This window comes from Corynebacterium sp. KPL1818 (genome assembly GCF_000478135.1).
Classification (GTDB): domain Bacteria; phylum Actinomycetota; class Actinomycetes; order Mycobacteriales; family Mycobacteriaceae; genus Corynebacterium; species Corynebacterium accolens.
Map to the genome: position 1 here is coordinate 33772 of NZ_KI515760.1, position 20092 is coordinate 53863.

At 53.4% G+C, this 20092-nt stretch carries 19 protein-coding genes and 1 tRNA gene; 5 read left to right on the top strand and 15 right to left on the bottom strand.

Features of this window, described 5'->3' with window-relative positions; genetic code table 11:
• Nucleotides 1-78 precede the first annotated feature (78 nt).
• The 3 genes from HMPREF1261_RS09750 to HMPREF1261_RS09760 form a co-directional block, all read right to left on the bottom strand.
• Nucleotides 79-1197, bottom strand: a complete 1119-nt coding sequence (locus HMPREF1261_RS09750) for an alcohol dehydrogenase catalytic domain-containing protein (RefSeq protein WP_023030823.1) — start codon at nucleotides 1195-1197, stop codon at nucleotides 79-81.
• A gap of 395 nt (nucleotides 1198-1592) precedes the next feature.
• Nucleotides 1593-2420 (bottom strand): phosphoenolpyruvate hydrolase family protein, encoded by an 828-nt coding sequence (locus HMPREF1261_RS09755; RefSeq protein WP_023030824.1) that lies wholly within the window; start codon nucleotides 2418-2420, stop codon nucleotides 1593-1595.
• A gap of 35 nt (nucleotides 2421-2455) precedes the next feature.
• Nucleotides 2456-3673 carry a Tm-1-like ATP-binding domain-containing protein gene (locus HMPREF1261_RS09760; RefSeq protein ID WP_023030825.1) on the bottom strand — a complete coding sequence of 406 codons (1218 nt, stop codon included), beginning with the start codon at nucleotides 3671-3673 and terminating at the stop codon, nucleotides 2456-2458.
• 75 nt (nucleotides 3674-3748) lie between these two features.
• Between HMPREF1261_RS09760 and HMPREF1261_RS12560 the strand changes: the two genes are divergently transcribed.
• The 4 genes from HMPREF1261_RS12560 to HMPREF1261_RS09775 all read left to right on the top strand — a co-directional run bounded on the left by HMPREF1261_RS12560 (nucleotide 3749) and on the right by HMPREF1261_RS09775 (nucleotide 7221).
• Nucleotides 3749-5161, top strand: coding sequence for a PLP-dependent aminotransferase family protein (locus HMPREF1261_RS12560; protein WP_084538548.1), 1413 nt, complete (start codon nucleotides 3749-3751; stop codon nucleotides 5159-5161).
• Nucleotides 5162-5482: 321 nt separating this feature from the next.
• A complete protein-coding gene (locus HMPREF1261_RS09765; protein ID WP_156907318.1) occupies nucleotides 5483-5698 on the top strand; it encodes a hypothetical protein in 216 nt (71 codons plus the stop codon).
• A gap of 214 nt (nucleotides 5699-5912) precedes the next feature.
• A complete protein-coding gene (locus HMPREF1261_RS09770; RefSeq protein WP_023030827.1) occupies nucleotides 5913-6359 on the top strand; it encodes a DUF2871 domain-containing protein in 447 nt (148 codons plus the stop codon).
• A 64-nt stretch (nucleotides 6360-6423) separates the two neighbouring features.
• On the top strand, nucleotides 6424-7221 hold the full coding sequence (locus tag HMPREF1261_RS09775) for an MFS transporter (protein WP_023030828.1): 798 nt from the start codon (nucleotides 6424-6426) through the stop codon (nucleotides 7219-7221).
• Between the two features lie 259 nt (nucleotides 7222-7480).
• Here HMPREF1261_RS09775 and HMPREF1261_RS09780 read toward each other — a convergent pair whose 3' ends face one another.
• The 11 genes from HMPREF1261_RS09780 to HMPREF1261_RS09830 form a co-directional block, all read right to left on the bottom strand.
• On the bottom strand, nucleotides 7481-9253 hold the full coding sequence (locus tag HMPREF1261_RS09780; RefSeq protein ID WP_023030830.1) for an ABC transporter ATP-binding protein: 1773 nt from the start codon (nucleotides 9251-9253) through the stop codon (nucleotides 7481-7483).
• On the bottom strand, nucleotides 9246-10994 hold the full coding sequence (locus HMPREF1261_RS09785) for an ABC transporter ATP-binding protein (protein ID WP_023030831.1): 1749 nt from the start codon (nucleotides 10992-10994) through the stop codon (nucleotides 9246-9248). Before HMPREF1261_RS09785 ends, HMPREF1261_RS09780 begins: the two co-directional genes overlap by 8 nt.
• Nucleotides 10987-12471 carry an ABC transporter ATP-binding protein gene (locus HMPREF1261_RS09790; protein ID WP_023030832.1) on the bottom strand — a complete coding sequence of 495 codons (1485 nt, stop codon included), beginning with the start codon at nucleotides 12469-12471 and terminating at the stop codon, nucleotides 10987-10989. Before HMPREF1261_RS09790 ends, HMPREF1261_RS09785 begins: the two co-directional genes overlap by 8 nt.
• Nucleotides 12468-13193 (bottom strand): energy-coupling factor transporter transmembrane protein EcfT, encoded by a 726-nt coding sequence (locus HMPREF1261_RS13165; protein ID WP_023030833.1) that lies wholly within the window; start codon nucleotides 13191-13193, stop codon nucleotides 12468-12470. The genes HMPREF1261_RS09790 and HMPREF1261_RS13165 overlap by 4 nt, the downstream gene beginning before the upstream one ends.
• Nucleotides 13190-13825 carry an MptD family putative ECF transporter S component gene (locus HMPREF1261_RS09800; RefSeq protein WP_034658337.1) on the bottom strand — a complete coding sequence of 212 codons (636 nt, stop codon included), beginning with the start codon at nucleotides 13823-13825 and terminating at the stop codon, nucleotides 13190-13192. The genes HMPREF1261_RS13165 and HMPREF1261_RS09800 overlap by 4 nt, the downstream gene beginning before the upstream one ends.
• A 524-nt stretch (nucleotides 13826-14349) precedes the next feature.
• Nucleotides 14350-15453 carry a hypothetical protein gene (locus HMPREF1261_RS09805; protein ID WP_023030835.1) on the bottom strand — a complete coding sequence of 368 codons (1104 nt, stop codon included), beginning with the start codon at nucleotides 15451-15453 and terminating at the stop codon, nucleotides 14350-14352.
• Between the two features lie 310 nt (nucleotides 15454-15763).
• Nucleotides 15764-15839: transfer RNA gene (locus tag HMPREF1261_RS09810), tRNA-Arg, on the bottom strand.
• Between the two features lie 114 nt (nucleotides 15840-15953).
• A complete protein-coding gene (locus tag HMPREF1261_RS09815; protein WP_023030836.1) occupies nucleotides 15954-16235 on the bottom strand; it encodes a glutaredoxin domain-containing protein in 282 nt (93 codons plus the stop codon).
• Entirely contained in the window at nucleotides 16235-16765 is a 531-nt protein-coding gene (locus HMPREF1261_RS09820) for a dihydrofolate reductase (RefSeq protein WP_023030837.1), read from the bottom strand. Before HMPREF1261_RS09820 ends, HMPREF1261_RS09815 begins: the two co-directional genes overlap by 1 nt.
• Nucleotides 16765-17592 (bottom strand): thymidylate synthase, encoded by an 828-nt coding sequence (locus HMPREF1261_RS09825; RefSeq protein WP_023030838.1) that lies wholly within the window; start codon nucleotides 17590-17592, stop codon nucleotides 16765-16767. The genes HMPREF1261_RS09820 and HMPREF1261_RS09825 overlap by 1 nt, the downstream gene beginning before the upstream one ends.
• Nucleotides 17593-17640: 48 nt before the next feature.
• On the bottom strand, nucleotides 17641-18534 hold the full coding sequence (locus tag HMPREF1261_RS09830) for a hypothetical protein (protein WP_023030839.1): 894 nt from the start codon (nucleotides 18532-18534) through the stop codon (nucleotides 17641-17643).
• A gap of 107 nt (nucleotides 18535-18641) precedes the next feature.
• Between HMPREF1261_RS09830 and HMPREF1261_RS09835 the strand changes: the two genes are divergently transcribed.
• On the top strand, nucleotides 18642-19310 hold the full coding sequence (locus HMPREF1261_RS09835) for a TetR/AcrR family transcriptional regulator (RefSeq protein WP_034658338.1): 669 nt from the start codon (nucleotides 18642-18644) through the stop codon (nucleotides 19308-19310).
• On the opposite strand, the gene HMPREF1261_RS09840 is transcribed toward HMPREF1261_RS09835, so the two are convergent.
• Nucleotides 19307-20065 carry a 3'(2'),5'-bisphosphate nucleotidase CysQ gene (locus HMPREF1261_RS09840; protein WP_023030841.1) on the bottom strand — a complete coding sequence of 253 codons (759 nt, stop codon included), beginning with the start codon at nucleotides 20063-20065 and terminating at the stop codon, nucleotides 19307-19309. The two genes, HMPREF1261_RS09835 and HMPREF1261_RS09840, sit on opposite strands and share 4 nt — an antisense overlap.
• Nucleotides 20066-20092 lie beyond the last annotated feature (27 nt).

A 20092-nucleotide genomic window follows, 5' to 3' on the forward strand; every position in this document is an offset into this window, starting at 1 on the left:
CTAAAGAGGCAGAGAAATTAGATCCAAGTGCCGTCTGCGAAAAACGGCACTTGGAAATGAGAATTTAAAAGCGAAATGCTATTCGAACTCGATTATCTGGCGCAGCGCCATGCCTTCACTGAGGTTGTCCATCGCCTCATTGATGTCCTCTAGCTTGATATGCGAAGAAATGAGCCCTTCAGCGTTCAACTTTCCTTCTCGCCAAAGTTCTTCGTACTTTGGAATATCCTTGTCGGGGATGGATGAACCGAGATAACTACCGTGAAGGCGGCGTGCCTCGCTTGTCATGACGAGTGGATCGATCTGGGCCGTTGAATCAGGAGCTGGGAGGCCTACAGTAACGGTAAGGCCGCCAGGGCCGGTCACCTTGTATGCGGTTTCGAGTGCCTTAGGATGACCGGCGGCTTCTACGACTGCAGAAAAGCGCTTACCGGATTCTTCTGCTTCTTGCGGAGACATTGCGGAGGTAGCGCCCAGCTCGAGGGCCTTCTCCAATTTGTCGGGTTGCATGTCAATACCAACGATCTCATTGACGCCTAAAGCAGCAGCGGTGATTATCGCTGACATCCCCACGCCTCCTAGGCCAACAACTGCAATAGAATCTTCAGGCTTCGGTTCAACTTCATTGAGGATGGCCCCGCCACCGGTCAAAATAGCACAGCCGAAGATAGCGGCGATATCAGAAGGTACATCGTCCCCGATAGGTACGACGGAAAGCTCTGAAACTACCGCGTGAGTGGCAAAACCCGAAACTCCGAGGTGATGTTGGATCGTCTCACCCTCACGGGTCAGGTGTCGAGTACCACGAATGAGAGTTCCTTTTGCATTAGAGGCGGACCCGACCTTGCAAGGTATTTTTCCGTTGGTTTTACAACCATCGCACTCTCCGCAACGAGGTAAAAAGGTCATGACCACGTGGTCTCCCTTTTTTACTTTGCTAACATTCGGGCCGACTTCTTCTACAATTCCGGCGGATTCATGGCCCAGAAGCATAGGAAGAGGTCGTGGACGGTTGTTATTGACGACGGACAAATCCGAATGGCAAAGTCCCGCAGCGGTAATTTTGACCAGAACCTCATTCTTGCCAGGCGCAGACAAATCTAGTTCGCTTATTGTCAATGGCTGCGATTTAGCATAGGGAAGAGATGCATTAGAAGTCTCTAAAACAGCACCTTTTATCTTAAGAGAATTCGACATGGTAGGAAAAATTACCTTTCTTATTTGCGGCGATACTTCTTTTCAAAGATTACTCTTTTTTATCGCCTTAAAGTAGAGAGTCCTTTGGGTGATTACTGTCGTAAAGTAATATAAGATTTGCGCAAAGGGCGACTTGTGTTAAGTGTTGGTTTTAGGGACGATCTGAATGTTGGGGTTAGAGTTGAATCAATTTGATACGGATAGCTAACGAATAGTTTTATCTAAAATCGATCTATTCTTACGGAAGTGCGTTAGTTTAGATGGCTGCGGTCTCTTTCTGTGAATTGAAAATGCGAGAGTTGTTGTGAAACCTAATCTTGATGACAGTCCAATTAGTGCAAATAAAATATACGCACTAATTGGAGTGGTTAAATCAACGGATTTAAAGCTAGTTCCTAGGGATGGAAGTGAATATTTTTAAACTTTTCTGTTTGCTCCTTAATCCCGATTTCGGTGGGGAAGCGCTCAACAGAAGAAGCTCCATAAAAGCCTCCAATTCCCTCGGTGTTGTCCAAGATGTATTGGGCATCTTCTGGATTCGCAATGGGCCCACCATGGCATAGGACTAGAATTTCGGGGTTCACAGAGCGGGCAGCATCGGCCAAACTTTGGACTTTCTTAGCAGCATCATCAAGGGTAAGAGCTGTTTTTGCGCCGATGGTGCCGGAGGTGGTGAGTCCCATGTGGGGGACCAAAACGTCTGCACCTGCTTTTGCGAGTTCCTTAGCCTGGTCTTCATCGAAAGCATATGGGGTAGTTAGAAGATCGAAGTCGCGGGCCATTCGAATCATGTCTATTTCTGAACCGAACCCCATGCCGGTCTCCTCGAGATTCTGGCGAAAAACCCCATCGATGAGTCCAACTGTAGGGAAGTTTTGTACACCTGCGAAACCTATCTCTTTGATTTGTTTTAAGAAGTGCTCCATAACAATGAATGGATCTGTGCCATTCACACCGGCGATAACGGGAGTGTCTTTTACCACTGGTAGGACTTCGTTAGCCATATCCATGACGATTTCATTGGCGTTGCCGTATGCAAGCAAACCGGAAAGTGAGCCACGGCCGGCCATGCGGAAACGACCAGAGTTGTAAATGATGATCAAGTCAATGCCACCAGCTTCTGCTGCTTTGGCAGATATGCCGGTACCTGCGCCGCCGCCTACGATGGGCTTGCCCGCATCTAATTGGTTGCGAAGTTTGGTGAGGATTTGTTGGCGTGTCATTGTAGTTCCTTTCAGAATATGAGTGGGGTGTGCCGTTATTTATTGCTGATTAAGGTATGTAGTTCCTCTGCTAACGCTAGGCCGAATCCTTCGTCATTGATATTGCAGTCTTTTTCAATGACGGGAACCGAGGAGTCACCGAGTGCCTCCTTGAGCTCAGAAATTGCTCGAGCGTCAGCCTCGGGATCCCAAAACTGCTTGCCCTTGGCGTCTATCCCAGAAAAGCCTCGGAGTGGAATGAATACTCGTGTCGGGCCGGTGGCGGCAGCCAGTTTAGAACCGATTCGCCGGCCCAGCTCAGCGTTTTCCTCCATATTGGTGCGCATTAGAGTTACTGAGGCGTTGTGAACCACAAAGTTTCGGCCTTCGAACTTGGGCGGGACAGTTTCTTCGGGGCCAAAACTGACCATATCTAGGGCTCCCATACTGACTACCTGAGGAATTCCCTTCTTACCTGCCATTTCTAGTCTCCGAGGGCCAGCAGTCAGTACACCTCCAACCAAGTCGTCGGCTAGCTCAGTTGTAGTGAGATCTAAAACCCCTGCTACCAAGTCTGACTCTATAAGCTTTTCCATGGACTTCCCACCAGCGCCTGTTGCGTGGAAAATCTGGACTTCGTATCCGAGTCCTGCTAGATGCTCTTTTGCCTCGCGAGCCGCTGGGGTTGTCAAACCGAACATGGAGATTGCCACAACCGGTTTGTTAGGCGTCTGATGGCGCGTTTCCTCAAAGTTCTTTGCCATTCCAGCGATCGCGGAAGCGGCATTCCCGAGAACTTTTTGGGAAATGGAATTAATTCCCGCAACGTCGACAACTGAGTACATCAACGTTGCATCGACACCGCCAACATATGGGGAAATGCCGCCAGAAGCCATCGTTGACACTAAAAGCTTTGGAAATCCTACAGGGAAAACCTGCATGACCGGTGCAGCCACAGAGGAACCACCCGATCCGCCAAAAGATAAGAATCCATGGACCTCCTCTTCTTGGATGAGCTGTTTTGTGATCTCGGCAGCGCCACGACCCAAAACTTCGAGCATTTCACCCCGGTCTTTACGGCTGCGCAATGCATCAGGGTCTTCGCCTGCGGCACGAATCACCTCGTCCGAAGTTATGTCGGCCAAAGAGCTTTGAGAAAAAGAACCGACATCGACAGTTACAGTCTCAATGTTGAGTTGGTTCAACCGCGAGATAAGCCACTCGCAGTCTTCCTCCTTTGTGTCAAGGGTCCCTTGAAGTAGAACTTTAGTCATATGTGCCTTCCTGTAGCTTGAACTCCTCTCAGGTTAATATGAGCTATATAACATTACCGATCCAATTGTGAAATATTGGTTCGTAAAATTTTTACTTGGAGGATTGACGTGTTTACGGTGGATATAGCTTCGTTCGTCAGAATCTTGACCGGTTGGCAAGACGCTGATGGACGTATTAGCTCTGCGTTGGAGATAAGTATCGCTAAGGCGATTGACTCAAACTTCCTTCCCACTGGAGCGCAGCTTCCTCCTCAACGTGAAATAGCAAAAGCTTTAGTCGTAGGACGTGGAACAGTTTCGATGGCCATGAAAAATCTTGAGGCTCGTGGCTATTTGCATCTTGTGCAAGGTGCTGGCGCTCGAGTCCGCTCTACACGTGCTCGAGGAAGCTACTCCGGTAGCGGTCGGCTCTTTTCTCTTACCAATGCACCGCGTGGCGTTATCGATTTCTCCACTGGGGCGTTGCCAGCCTCTGAAGTGACTACTGACGTACTAGCGAATACTCGGCCTAATTTGTCACCATATTTTGAAACGGACGGGTATTTTCCAGCTGGAATCCCGTTGTTGCGGCACCGTTTGGCTGCCTATCTATCTGATAATGGAATCCCGACTAAGCCCGAACAACTATTGATTACAAACGGCGCGCAGCATGCGACAAATATGGCAATCGAGATGTGGATGTCTCAAGGGGATACGATTTTTTGCGAGGATCCAACCTATCGCGGAACTGTGGAAGCGTTATCGCTCAAAGGTATTAGGACGCATGCGATTCCACGGGCCGCTCTCGGGACTTCAAGCCTAGAGAAATATTTAGGCGGGACGCATGACGAAGTTTTATATTGTCAGGCCAGTGTACATAACCCCACAGGAGCGATTTTATCTGAAGAGCGTGTAACAAAGCTCGCTGAGTATGCACTGCACTATAAAGTCAAAATTATTGAGGATTGCAGTAGTTTTGATCTCACATTAGGAATTTCGGTAGGTAGGACATTGGCCGGACGTATTCCGGATAACAATCACTTATTGATTGGAACCCTCTCGAAGCTTTTTTGGGGAGGTTTGCGTATTGGTTGGATTCGTAGCTCTGAAAACAATATTCACATGCTACGCGAGGTTAGAAAAGTGTCAGATTTGGCTCCACCAGTATTCGAGCAGCTAATCGCGGTTAAACTATTGGATAAAGCCAAGGAGGCTCGAAGCGAGCGTCGCAAAATGCTCACAAAAGGTTTCGAGCTTACAACACGATTTGTTTCTGAATTACTACCCGAGTGGGATATCTTGCCGGTCGATGGAGGCACTTCCATTTGGATAAATACTCACCGAGACGCTACAACGTTGGCATCCTTCGCTGCATCAGCTGGAGTGCTTTTAGCACCAGGGAGTATGTTTTCACCTTCGAACGGATTCGCAAGTTTCTTGAAATTTCCTATTTGGCGTAACGAGGAAATCCTTTCTAGAGGGCTTCACAAAATCGCGAATAGTGTGTGAAGGGGTCCAGACCTTATACGTTGGGGCACAAGGGGGCATAGACGCTGACTAAACGACGCATTCGCGAACAAGTCTGCTCATGTACCGGGGTTCACCCCGCGTGTCCATAATGAATCGCGGCAGAGGTAGCCTGAGAACCATGAGAAGCTTGTGGAATCATTTCCGGCCATTTTGCGTGTCAGCCTTGATAGTCATCGTGCTCGGGGTTCTGTTTAATGACTATCACTGGGCACTGACTTTAATGGTCACAATTTTGCTCATAGGCGTTGTTTTATCGCTGGCGGATTATGCTTCCGAACGGCGTCGAAAGAATAAGGATAAGTGATGAATCGGAAATTGCGGTTGTCGTTGGCTACCGGATTTCTCGGTGTGGTTTTGGTCATCGCGGCGCCTATTTTAATTAACATGGGAATTGATACTGCCGATGCTGGGCAGCAATCAGGCAATGCTGTGGTTCCATTGCTTTTAGCGGGCCTCGGGACCGTGCTGGTGATCCTCGCGCTGGCCCGTTCCGGTCCTGTATTTGAAAAAATATAAAAGCCGAGCGCTAGAAGCGCTAGTTTTGGGGCTGCACTCCTTGCGGGACCTGAAGTGGTCCCGAGGTCACTCTCTTTGAATCAACCTACTGGTTGATTCAAAGTTCAACCGCCTCTGCGATTCAAAGCCGGACAAGTCGGGGCAAGATATGTATTTAGAGAACTTGATCCCCTCGGCTATCCAGTCACAGCGATGACTGGGAAGGAGTAATGATATGAAGGCTTTGTACAGGGCAGCGATTTTCTACCTCGTCTTGGGCTTGGTCGCCGGCTTGTTTTATCGGGAGTTTACGAAGCTACAAGATTTCCCGGAAGGCGAATATACGCAGCTAAGCGTGGCTCACACCCACTTGCTGGCGCTAGGCTTCATGCTATTCCTTATCTTCTTGGCGTTGGAAAAGGTCTTTGCACTGTCGCGGCACCGCCAGCTATTCAACTCATTTTTCTGGCTCTACAACGTAGGCGTGGTGCTCACCGTCGGCATGCAAATTTCACACGGCATATTGACGGTGTTGGGCAAGGAATCCAATGAGATGATTTCGGGCATCGCCGGGCTGGGCCACATCTTTATCACGGTGGGGCTGACGGTCTTTCTCGTGAATTTGGGCCGGGCCATCAAGGAGCCAGATGCAGGCAGCGCCAATGCTTCGGTGAACGCCTAACTATGAGCGAGAGCACAGCGCACAAGAAATCGTTACGGCGCCTACTCGCCGCGATTGGATAAGCTTGGCGGTTCTTTCCGTCGGGTTGGGTGTCATTGTTCTAGATGGCACTATCGTCGGCGTGGCATTGCCCTCGATCATCACTGACCTGCAGCTTAACCTGACGCAGGCGCAGTGGGTCAATAGTCTCTATGCGGTGCTATTAGCTGCGCTGCTGCTGTCAACGGGCAAGATCGCTGATACCTGGGGACGCAAGCGCGCCTTCCTCATCGGCCTGACAATATTTGTGGCAGGCAGCGTATTGGCGGGATTTTCTACCTCCGCCGCCACGCTGATCTCCGCGTGCGCAGTACAGGAAATCGGTGCTGCGTTCATCATGTCGTCCGTGCTTTCGACCGTTAATGCCGTGTTTCGCGGCAAGTACCGCGCCGCAGCCTTTGGTGTGCGGAGCGCGGTGATTTCCGGCGAAGCAGCGGTCGGACCGCTTGCCGGTGGCGCTCGCGATTTCGGCTGTGGGGTTCGCGCTGTTTATCCGGCGGAAAAGCACCGTGATCGGGGTCACCTCTCGGCGCTGCTGGACCTAGGCTTGTTTTCTTATTCCACGTTTTCGTGGGGCAATATCACCGCTGGTGCGGTAGCAATCGGCGAGTTTGCCATCATCTTCGCGTTGCCGCTGTACCTGACTAATACGTTGGACCTTAGCACGATGTCGGCAGGTCTTGTGCTGGCGGCTATGGCAGTCGGTGCATTCTCTCCGGCGCGGCAGCCCGCCACGTCGCGGCCCGGTTCAGGGCGCCTGGCACCGTGCTCATCGGGCTCGGCTTGGAAGCCGTCGGAGTCCTTATCCTCGTCCTGCTTATAGGGCCGGATACGAATGCTTGGATCATCGCCGCACCGTTGACCCTGTACGGCTTGGGCCTGGGGTTCGCCTCCGCAACGTAGAGCACCGTGTGCTTGGGGCAGTTGTGCAGGCCTTAAGCGAGGGCATGGCCACCGCCGCGCGGTGGTCGCTCGTCGCCGCTACCGCATTCCTCGCGCTGGGCTTTGTTGGTGCACTTCGGGTGCGCCGTGCTGCGGGGGAGAAGGGTGCCCCGCAAACAACGTCGATCTCGGTGCCCGCGTTAATCGCGTCCCGAACTGATTTTCCACCCGCGTGCTGCTTTGCGTTGCTGCCAGAAGTGACGGTAGATACCGGGGACATCGGAAAGCTCAGAATGCGTGCCCAGCTGGCTGACGTGCCCGTGTTCATCCAAGACTACGATTTGATCAGCAGATTTGATTGTATCCAGCTTATGGGCGATCACGATAAAAGTAGACTTCTCCCGTAGCTCGTCCATTGCGGCAAGGATATTTGCCTCATTTTCTGCATCGAGTGCGGAAGTTGCTTCATCAAAGAGGACAATCGGCGCTTGTTTGAGCAGCGCGCGAGCAACAGATACGCGCTGGCGCTCGCCGCCGGACAGAAGCCGTCCTCCTTCACCAACCGGAGTGTGCCACCCTAGCCGGTTCGCAATAGACGTCACGCCTGAAAGATCAGCTGCGCGGAAGACTTCCTCATCGGAGGCATCGGGACGACCAACGCGGATATTAGCAATCAGCGAATCATCGAAGAGATAGACGTCCTGAAAGACCATGGATAATCTGGACATTAGCTGTTCGGTTCCAAGCTCGCGGATATCTACGCCGTCAACCATCACCGCCCCGGAATCTACATCCCAAAATCGCGAAATAAGGCGCGCAATTGTGGTCTTTCCGGAGCCAGAAGGACCGACAATGGCGGTAACGGTGCCCGGTTGGGCGTGGAAGGCGACATCGACCAATACCGGCTTATCTCCGTATCCAAACGTGACATTGCGCAGCTCAACACTGCCCGAACCGTCTCCTGTGCGCGGAGTAGTGGGTTCTGGCAGGGAAGGGGCATCGGTGATGAGCTCGGTTTCTGCAAGTGCGATACGGCCGACGTCTAAACCGACGAAAGAAGAGCCCAGCTGCTCAAGCGTGCGGGTAAACCTCAAGCTGATTCCGATGATCGCAATTGTTTCTAGTGGCGATAGGGCGCCTTCAACGGCAAGATCCGCGGAGACCATAATGAGAGCCACGATGAAGATCTGCACTACTATGCCGTTGAGTACCAAAGCTAATGTGGATACCCATAGCTCGCGTATCCGTGCTTTATGATCGATTTCTAGCGCTTGCTCAAGTGGCGCAAACCCTTGTGATTTTCCCGCCGCGCGCAAGGCCGGCTGGCGGTTAGCAAATTCTACGATGCGCTGGGAGAGCTCTTTACTCGGCCCGAGTGCGCGGTTCGATGCTTTCTCACGAATCCACGCAGCCAACTGCATCACCGCCAGCGCCACTGGTGCGATGATTACAAAGACCAATCCCAACCGCGGATTCCAGAAACACGCTCCTACTAACAAGGTGACAAGTGCCGCGCTATCGCGGTATATCGTGCCTTGAATATGCGCAATGGTCTCGGCCGCCGCCATAAAGCGATCTGAGACGAGGCGAGATAGGCTGCCGGTATTAGCCGGTACGAACCAGCCGAGCGGTAGCGTTGCTAATTTATCGCCCACAGTCGTGTGCGCGGTTCGGATGAAATCCAAGGCCGTGTGATAAGAGGCCATGGTTGCGAAAAATCGTAGCGCAAAAGCTACGAGCGCAATTGCCAAAAGCGTCCACATCCATGGTGCGATCGTCGTATCCCCATCGAGTGCCTTTGTAAGTGGCACGAGCGTGAGAACGGCGAGGCCGTCAAGCACGCCAACGATAAGCGATAGACAAGCATGCCTTTTATTGAGCTTATGGCCTACAGGACTTTGCAGCTTTGTGACACTGCGAGTGAGTAGCGGATCACGAAGACGCGAACTAGCAGGCGTAGTGGCATTAGACATGAGAATTATCCTTCATAGGCTCGAGGCGGATTATTTGGTCTGCGCCTTGGATTGACTCCGGCTTGTGGGCTATGACCAAGACGGTCTTGCCTCTAACGAGTGTGGCTAGAGCTGCTTGAATTTCTGCTTCGCAGTCAGGATCAGTTGCCGCAGTAGCTTCATCCAGGATCAAGATTGGGGCATTGGTAATAATTGCCCGGGCAATAGAAATGCGTTGCTGTTGTCCACCGGATAAAGAGGTGTCCTCACCAACAACGGTGTCGAGCCCAGCCGGTAAAGCGCGAATATCAGCAGCTATGTGCGCGGCCTCTGCTGCTTGCCAGATCTCTTCATCGCGAGCTTCTGGGCGTGCAAGGCGGATGTTTTCCCGAATACTCATGCGTAGTAAGTGAGGATCTTGTAAGACGAAAGCCACAGTGCGGTACAAACTGTCGAAAGTGAGATCACGGATATCCACGTTGTTAATTGTGATTGTGCCCGAATCTGGATCCTGGAAACGCGCCAGCATCGTTGCTGCTGTGGATTTGCCAGAACCAGAGGGACCAATCAATGCCGTGACAGTGCCTGCGTTTAGCTGGGCAGAGAAGTTTTGGAGGACCGGTGTATCTGTGTCGTAGCTAAAGCTGACCTTGTGGAATTCCACTTCCATGTCTTGACTACTGGCATCGAGGCTCTTTGAACCTTCTTCCACATGGGAAATTGTCATGACTTCATCAAGGCGCAACGCCGCATTGCCAGCGAGCTGGTAAGACCACATCATTCGGCCGACGGTTTGAATCGTGCCCGGGATCACCAGCGCAATTAACGTTGTTGCGATGACTTCAGCGACCGTGACATAGCCACCAGCTATCAGCAGGGAACCGACTCCTACATTGATAAGGATGAGGACAGGAACCGCCACCACGGATTCTGAAATTGCGCCTACGCGAAGAAGCGGACGTACCCACTCGTAATAGAAGTCAGCGAATTTTTGGGCAGCTTCGCGATATCGAGCGTGGGCTTTGCCAACGGTGCCAAAAGCCTTGACGACGGAAATACCTTCGGAGAACTCCACCGCAGTGGCAGAGACCTCACCCAGATAATTATCCATTTCCGCAGTTTTTGTGCCCATATCTTTCATTGAATACGCCTGGATTGCTAGGAAAATGGGCACAGTGGCAATAGAAAGTAGGCCAAGGCGCCAATCCAAAATAAAGGCATAAACCAGAAGCGCAAGAGGCGTGAAGATTGCGGCAACTTGATCTACAGGAGCATGGGCTGTCAGGGTGTGCAGAGTTAGCGTATCGTCCTCGACAGCTTTGCGGACTTTGCCGGAATTAGTCTGGCTAAACCACGAGAGTGGTGCTTTCGCAATAGCGGTAATAATTCGGCGCCGGTTAATCCCCACCAGCTTTGCATCAGCGAAGTGGGTGATCGTAAGGGCAAGGAAATAGAAGAATAGCTGGCCCAAAAATGCAGCAAGTAGCCATTTCACAATGGACGCGACGTCATCAGTATTGCCGTCGATTAGAGCATTTCCCAGTGCCACCAACGCGACGTAGGGTGCTACGGCGAGTACCGAGGATATAAGCGCGAGAAACTGTGCGAAGTGGATGGTTGTTTGCACTGGGGCCAGTAGCTTTTTTAGAGCGACCTGGCCGGCTTTTAGTTTTGCGCGAGCCTCTTGTTCCGGTGACGCACCATGTGATTCTGGTGCGTGGGTTTCGCTTGATTCTGTGGAACTTTGTTTTATCTCAGACATTTCTTTCTCGATTCTTATTGATTTCCGTCATATCGATGATTCTGGTGACTGATTCTTGGATGAATTCGTGGTCATGGGTGATGACGATGACCACTGCTCCGCTCGCTGCAAGAGAGCGAAGCAGCGCAGAGATGGATTGCAGTTGGCGCCAGCCCACCCCAGAGGTAGGTTCATCGAAGATGTAGACCTCTGCTTGCTCGGCTTGGGCTGAAGCTATGGCTAAGCGTTGCCGTTGCCCACCGGACAGAGACTGCGGATGCCGTTGGGCCATCGCTTCCAGATCGAGGCGATGGAGAATCTCGTTGACATCGATGTGGTCCCGCTTCTTCTTTGCTAGTCCGAGCGTGACCTCTTCTTCGGTGGTGGCAGCGAATAGCTGGCGGCCAACATCCTGCATCACCATGTACGCGCTGCGCCTCCGAGCTGCTGCTCCTACTCGTTTGCTGTTCAATTGGAGGCTACCGCCGCGTTTGGGAGAGGCAAGACCACAAATGATTCTGGCGAGGGTGGTTTTGCCAACCCCGTTGGGCCCGATTAAGGCGGTGACTTCGCCGCTGGGGAAAAATGCGTGGTCAATGTTTAGCACCTCATGCGTGCCGTAAGAAAAACGGATATTGCTTAACTCGAGTCCGCTCCGCTGGGGATCGGCGTTTTCGGGCGTGGGTGGTGCCGGCACGCTCGCGGGCAGGGGAACGTGGTGTAAGCTGCGTAGCCCCAATTGTTTGCGTTCGGGTTCGTCTAAGGAATAAAACTCCTGAGCGTGGAAACTGCGCGCTATTTTTCCCTGAGTCAAGTAAATAACTTGGTCAGCGATATCTTTTAAGAAAAAGAGGCGATGATCAGCGATAATGATCGTTGTGCCTAATTCCTTCAAGCGGTGTAGCACGCGTGCAAGAATATCGATGCTTTCCATGGAGAGGTTGGACGTGGGTTCATCGAGAAGCACGAGACTGCCCGGGGATACAAGCGCGCATGCGCATGCCACGGTTTGTAGCTGTCCACCGGATAATTCTTTGAATCGCCGGCCTCGAAGGTCCTTTATGCCTAGCAACTCGACGGCTGATTGAATCCTCGACTCAATTTCTTTGGGATCCACACCAAGGTTTTCTAGCCCGAAGGCTAATTCTGCATTGACGCTTTCAGTGAAAAACTGCGTCCGTGGATTCTGGAATACTGAGGCGCTGAACTCGATGGCTCGGGACAGCGGTTCTTCCGCAGGATTAAAATCCTGGCCATCCTTTGTAATAGTGATGGTGCCTAGTAGCTCTCCTGGATTGAAATGGGGGATGAGTCCGTTGATCAACTTGAGTACCGTGGACTTTCCCGATCCGGAATCACCGGTGATCAGTAGGCACTGTCCTGGAGAGACAGAAAAAGACACATCAGATACACCTTGAATGCCTGGCCGAGTGCCCAATGGATACGTAAAAGAAACTTCGTGGGCGTTTACACTGGTTGCGATACTGCGTTCGTTCATAAGCGGACCTCCGTGGGAAGCCAGACAGAGGCAACAACGAGGCCCAACCCAGCTATTGCAGTTGCATCGACAAGCTTGAAGGAAAGGTTGGCGGTGGTGGTTGGGCGTGTGGGTCCTCCCAATCCGCGGACAAGAGCAGAGGCAGCGAGCTCATCACCAGCGCGGACGACGGCGCCTAACAAGGGGATGATCAGCATCGCGGACGATTGTGTGGGCTGTGTGAACCAGCTTTTCGCTCCAGGCTGGAGACCCCGAAGGACCATGGCATCGCGGATGGCTTTGGCTTCTGCCACGATGATTGGCAAAACGCGCAGGAATACCGCCGGTGGAATGGTGGCCCAGCCTGGTAAACGCAGGTCCCGCAGTGCTGAGGTCAATGTGGATGGTGTGAGAGTGAGCAAGCCGAATGCGCCGATGGACATGCTGATGACAAAACGGCTTAGCCACGAAAAAATTGCCGCCGAAAAAGCGAAAAATGTGGAGCCAGGAAGCTGTAATAGGCCCCAATACCCTAGATAGGATAATGCAAAAGCGCACAGGCAAATAAGACCATAGTGTGGCTTTACTGTAGCTAGTGCGATGGAGCTGAAGGCGATAGAAATCAGCAGTGTCGGTAGGTGGCCGTGGCTGAGAGCTACCGCATTGATTACTAGAACAGAAAGCAGCACGGTCCGTGGATCGATCGAAGATCGACGAAGCACGCCCTGTTTGTGCAGGCTCACAGGAGACCAGCGCTTTCAAAGTGTTTGCGGCTGACGCGAACTCCGACCTTTCCTCCGATAAAGCCGACGATGAGCGCACAAATGGCCAGTACTCCAATGGTCCATGGCTGGAAGATATCCGACATAGCATCGGCGTATTCTTGGCCCATTTGGTCTGCGATATCGACGTAGTATGAGTCCGTATCCAGAATTAGCGGGATAAAAGGCAAAGAAACCCAGGCACAGAAGACGCCATAGGCAATAGGGAAGGACTTGGCAATCCCGAGGCGGCTTTTTGTGATAATCAAATCCGCGATAAACCCAAGAATTATGCTTCCCAGCAGGGTCCAGAAGTAGTGCCCGGTGAGCATGAATGCTAATCCGTTAATACCGCCGACAAGGGTGAAAGCGCCCATTTTGGGCGTGCGGGCGGCATAAAGCGCTAGCACGATTCCATTTGCGATTGCCGCGATGAACCAGCCAATGAACATGAATTGTGGTCCTGCGAATCCAACCATCCCGGTTACAAAAGTGATTACAAAGTAAAGTGCAGCAAAGATGCCAGCGTTGATGAGATCTCTGGTGTTTAAACGTGCCGTCGACCCACTGGATGAGCTTGTATTCCGTGCAGGCGTAGAGGACTGTTGGGTCATGGTAAACCTCGATTCATAAACAGTAGAGAAAGTAAGGCTTACCTAAAACGTATAATACTTTTTAAAAGGTATTTCTAGGTTGATCTCAAGATTCACCCTTAATGGGGGCGAATGCAGATAATCGGTTCTTTTATGGATCGTAAAATAACTACTTATCGATATGAGGAAACTAAGGTGTACCGCCTCTGCATGGGGTTGCCCGCAAATCGTGGACACGTAGTAGAGCTACCTAGTGGTTAGGCAGCGATTTTTCTTCGTTTCTGGTTTGGGTGATGTGGTTTTCGAAATCGACAGTGCTTACCATCCCGAGGGTGGAGTGCCGGCGCCGACGGTTGTAGACCACTTCAATCCAGTAAGCCACAGCCTGACGCGCAGTATCGCGGGTTGGCCAGCGCTTCCGAGAGTGTCAGGAAGTTTACCTGTGAAACTCCTTCTAGATCAGAGCCTCACGCACAAACTTCCTGACACTCTCGCCGCAGGTGTTCTCTAACTTTGGTGGGCGGGTACTCGGCTACTAATGGCAACTACGCAGCAGGCGAATCCTTGCCATTGCCTAACGCTCCATCTGCGAGCATCGCTGCACCATACACGGGGATGAAATAGATAATTGCAACCGTGAAGAAACGCGCGGCGGTGACATCTTCTTCAAGCAATGTCCCCAGAACTTGATACATATAAGCTATAACTGATCCGCCGAAAGTGACCAGACTGCCGGATTGAGTAAGGGTAAGTTCGTTGAGATTGAAACCGAACAGGACTTGTGAAATCGACGGCTTAAGAGTCCCGTTTTCAGTGATTTGATTCTCAACGAATTCAACGGCCTGTGCGTCCTCAACCAAGTCATCAATATCATCAGCGGTTTCCACTGGGATATCGAGGTTGAGTTCTTTTTCGAGCCGTTCAAAGCGGCGTAGAACGCTGTCAATGTTTGGCGGCCGGTAGTGTTCACCAACAATCGTTGATGCTGCGGAGTACTTCTCAAAATCAGGGAAAGCTGCCGGATAGCCTTTCAGAGCAACCTGCGCGCCTGGCGAGAATCCCAGTCCCTGCATCTGTTTCAACAACTGTTCGGGGGCAGTCAGGTTCTTGGTCGCTTGATTGATAGCCTCGGTGAGTCCTCCTGGAACGATTGCTTGTACATTTAATGCCTGTGCAGCGCTGACGGCTTGGGTCACGGCTGAGAAGTTAAGCCCTGCGGGCATGCTCTTTGGTGGGATGACTTGACCAATTCTACCGAGAGTAGAAATGTCTGGTAGTGGATTGCCGAGTTTCGCTAAGGCGGCCATTGATTTTTGCACCCCAGTCATCTGTTCCAATGCTGAAGAGCCGATTCCAATATCCATACCGCTTCGTATTGCTTCGGCAACTTTGAAAGTTTGGTCATCGTACATTTTCAGAAAAGCGGATGCAGCGTTTGTGGTTGTTTGCGCTTGGCTGAGGGCTTGCATTACTCCGCTGTTTTTGAAGTCAATGTAGGGGCTCGTCCCCAGTTTCATGGATGTGTTCAGGTTTGCTACTTGTTGCGCGAGGGCTTTGGGGCCTGCAGCGCTGTTTGCGATGTCACTTTGTATTTTCCCGAACCAATCCAGATTGCGATTCTGCTTCGGGCTGCTGCCATCGTGGGGCATCGTGTCACCTTTCTGAGGTGGAGTGGGCCGTATTGGGTTGATTGTCTCACATGGGTGTCATTTCCCAATTCGCATTGTCAAACACGTGCTCTATGACCGCTGGCTTGTGGGGGTCGGGTAGTCGTACTGGTCTGTGAAACGACCTAGCATTGACTGTGTCTTGTGTCGTGGGTTTGGGAGTGCGGGCCTGACCCCCGGAAACAGCTCCGGCACAACAAAAACGCCTCTCCTATTTGCACAGGTAGAGGCGTTTTGCCGTTTTGAGGGGATTGTTCGAACAATCAAATCTAATTGTTCGAACAATCTCCAATGGTGCCCCAGAGAAGATTCGAACTTCCGACACCGGCTTTAGGAGAGCCGTGCTCTATCCCCTGAGCTACTGGGGCGGGGATGTTGCTTATGCAACTCGGATCATCATAGCAGTGGGGCGCGAGTGCGCCCCAAAAGGCTGCGTGCGCGGCAAATTGTATAGGTTCGGCCAGCAGCCTTAGCTATGAGGTTTAGGCTTGTGCCAGTTCTTCCTGCTTATTGCGCACGGAGGATGCGGGCGGGTTGGTCTCGTGGGTGCCGTCGGAATACAAGACGGTGGGGATGATGCGGTTGCCGTCGTTGACGGACTTGATCCACTCGTTGATGTCATCGGTGTCAGCGCCTTCTACGTCCACGAGCTCGTACGGGGTTTCGGTGCGGTCCAAGTTCTTGATGAGCTTGGCGCAAAATGGGCACCAGTCGGCGTAGAAGATGGTGACATTGGCGTTGGTTTCGGGTGCTTGTACAGTCATTATGCTGCGTCCTTTCTATCGTAAGTTAAAAAGCGGTACTTCATGGGTAGCTCGCTGGCCGGTTGCTTGGGAAGCTCTAAATGCCCTTTGTCAGAGGTGAGCCAATCCGTGCTGTAGGCCAAGCCGAACGTATCGGGGATATCCGGGGCGAAGACAGCATCCTCGCCATAGATATCGCCGATGTTTACGCCCATGAGAGTGACCTCGATGCGGTCTACCTGGTCCAAGGCGGCGGTGTAGATTTGGCCGCCGCCGATGACCCAGGCATCGGCAAGCGCGGGCATCGTCCTGCCTACCGTAGCACCAGTTGACCACGTGCCGGGCGCGCGCGAGGAGAGCACGTAATTCTCCCGGCCGGGCAGGGGGCGGAACTTGGGGTTGAGGGACTCCCAGGTCTTGCGGCCCATGATGACCGGCGCGCCCATGGTGACGTCCTTGAAGTGCTTGAGATCCTCCGGCACGTGCCAGGGCATCTGCGCGCCATCGCCGATGATGCCGTCCAGGGACTGGGCCCAGATCGCGCCGAGCATTAGACCGACACCTGCGCCTTGATGGGAGGGTGCGGATCGTAGCCCTGGACCTCAAAGTCGGCGAAGTCATAGGAGAATAAATCCTTCGCCTTGGTGAGTTTGAGCTGCGGGTACTCGCGCGGCTCACGAGAAAGCTGCTCCTGGACCTGCTCGATGTGATTGTTGTAGATGTGGCAATCGCCGCCGGTCCAGATGAGGTCGCCTACCTCAAGGCAGGCCTGCTGGGCAAACATGTGGGTTAATGCCGCGTAGGAGGCGATATTGAAAGGCACGCCCAAAAACATATCCGCCGAGCGCTGGTAGACCTGCAGGGAGAGTCGGCCGTTAGCCACATAAAGCTGGAATAGCAGGTGGCAGGGCATAAGCGCCATCTGGTCGAGCTCCGCCACATTCCAGGCGGAGACCAAATTGCGGCGCGAGTTTGGGTTATTCTTTAAGGTATCGAGCGCCTGCTGGATTTGGTCGATGTGGCTGCCATCCGGGGTGGGCCAGGAGCGCCACTGCACGCCATAGACTGGGCCCAAATCGCCATTCTCATCGGCCCACTCGTTCCAAATGCGCACGTTATTATCCTGCAGGAATTTCACGTTGGAATCGCCTTTGAGGAACCACAATAGCTCGCCGATGACCCCGCGGAAGTAGACCTTCTTTGTTGTCAGCAGCGGGAAGGATTCTGCCAGGTTATAGCGCAGTTGCGCGCCGAAGATGGAGCGCGTGCCGGTGCCGGTGCGATCGCCTTTGGCCGTGCCTTCCTCGAGGACGCGGCGCAGGAGATCCTCATACGGGGTTTTGATAGTGGCACTAGAGGCGGTGGACGTATCACTCATGGTGCCCCAGTGTAGAACGTTAGAAAGCCATGGGGATAGTTGGAGTTTTTATTTCCTGTCGGCGCTGGTAGTGGGACTGCTTGCGCGAAGTGTTTCTCGCAGTGCCTGCTCGATCGGGGTGGCTTCCCACTGGGCGGTGGCACCGCTCAAAATGGAGGGGTGTTCCCACAGGTAGCTCATCTCCAACAGCCCATTAAGATCGGAGTTAAAGAGCCCGCCAAGCTTGAGCATCCACGGACGCAGCGTTATGGGTGAGTGCCGGCAGCCTGCGAGATGTGCGAACTCCGCCTGGGTAATTGCAGGGGCGCAGGGTACGGAAATGATAGGTGGGCTGGTGGGGTCAAGGAGGGCATCGGCAAGCGCGCGGCCGAAGTCCGGAAGGTAGGTAACCGAATGCGTGGTATGCGCATTGAAGAGCGCGAGGGGAATGCGCTTGCCGATGATCAGTTGGTGATACACGCACCCCGGGCCAGAATCCGGGCCAAATAGATCTGCGGCCACCACCGATACGGTGCGGGCAGGTGAAGCGAGGCGAGTATTGATGAGCGCAGCGCGCACACCGGGTTTTCCTTGTCTGGATGTGGTTAAAGGGGTACCGGGTGAAAACGATTTGTAGCTCGGATCGAATCCGTAGATGGATTCTGGAAAGACGATAGGGATGGCGCGTTCGGCGGCGATGTGGAGGGCTGTGTCCTCAGCGGGGATTAGGAGCGTGCGCCATGCCTCGGCGTTATAGGCGGCGTGAATGCAGTGCGCGATGCCGTCGATATTGGCAGGGTAGGACTCTTTTCTGGTGGCATCGCCGGTGATGTGCTTTACGTGTGGGCCGAGGTCGAGTGTGGAACCGTGGCGGCTCATGATGATGCATTCATGGCCTCGGGCGGTGAGTTCGCGGGCAACCGCACGGCCCACGGGTCCAGCGCCAGTGATGAGGTATTTCATTATCCGGAGTCCTATCCATATTAGTGACTGGTGCTCTCTAAAAATATAGGGCGGGGCCCTTGAAAGCAAGAGCAGTGCTCTCTTTTGTGAGTTGCTATAGTTTTCCCATGGCACAAACCCCACGAGAGCGCGCCCGAGAACAGACGATGACCCGCATCATCGAGCTGGGGCGGCAACAACTAGCTAGTGGTGGTGTAGAGGCGCTAAACCTACGGGCCATAGCCCGTGAGCTAGGAATCGTCCCTTCTGGTATTTACCGCTACGTACCGGATAGGGCAAGCCTCGTAACCCTCCTCATCGTTGATGCTTTTGACTCCCTAGATGGGGCTGTGGCGCGCCACGATGATCTGAGTGTGCAACCGCGTGAGCGATTCATTGGCCTCGTAGGTGCGATGAGGCAGTGGGCCCTTGAATTTCCGCAACGTTGGGGCCTGATTTATGGCACTCCGATTGTGGGCTATCAAGCGCCAACCACAGAGACGATAGCAGCGGGCACCAAAGTGAGCCGCCGCCTCGCCGCCTTGCTTGAGCAGTCCACGGTAGTGCCGCTGAGGCAGCGCTCGCCCCACCTGGATGCGGATATGGAGGCAGCCGCGAAAGATATGGGCTCCGAGCTCAGCGCGGACGCCATGGAAATGGCGCTGGAGGCCTGGGTGAGGATCATCGGGCTGATTAACGCCGAGGTTTTCGGCTACCTAGGGCGCGATACGCTGAGCGAGTTCGCCGAGTTCCATGCCCGGTCCGTATCGCGGCTCGCCGATGAGTTAGGGCTCTAAAAGCCGCCGTTCTCTTCGGCAAAGGCCGCTGCGTGCTCTAAAATCTCGTCCTTGAGCTCGGGGCGGCAGATGAGCAGGTCGGGGATGAAGGTGTCCTCGTTGTTGAATTTGATGGGGCTGCCATCGAGGCGGGAGCAGTGCAGGCCGGCCGCCTGGGCCACGCCCACTGGGGCGGCTTGGTCCCACTCGTATTGGCCGCCGGCGTGGATATAACCGTCATAATCGCCCAGCAGCACGCGCATGGCCTTGGTGCCGGCGGAACCGACGCCTTCGGTCTCATAGCCTATCTTCTCCGCGATGTAGCCTGCCACCTTGGGCGGGCGGTTGCGGGAGATGACGAATTTCTTGGACAGCGGGCCGGTTACCGCGCGCACATCGGAAGACTTGAAGGTCACGCCAAAATCGGGCAGGCCCACCGCGGCGTGGACTGGGGTGCCGTCCTCAACGAGGGCGATGTGGACCGCCCAGTCCTGGCGGCCGGTGGCAAATTCCTTGGTGCCGTCTAGCGGGTCCACGATCCAGACGCGCTTCTTTTTTAGCCGGGCAAGGTCATCGGAGGCTTCCTCAGAGAGCACGCCATCGCCGGGCCGGTGCTGTTCTAATACGCGGGCGATCCATTCTTGGGCGGCGTCATCGCCGGCATCGCCAAGCGAAAGGCCCCGCAGCAGGCCACCATTGCGCACACCCTTTAAAATCTCGCCGCAGCCTTGGGCGAGCGAATTGGTCAGGCGGGAATCAGAAATCTCGACGGTCATGGTGCCCACATTACAACGGGGACTAGA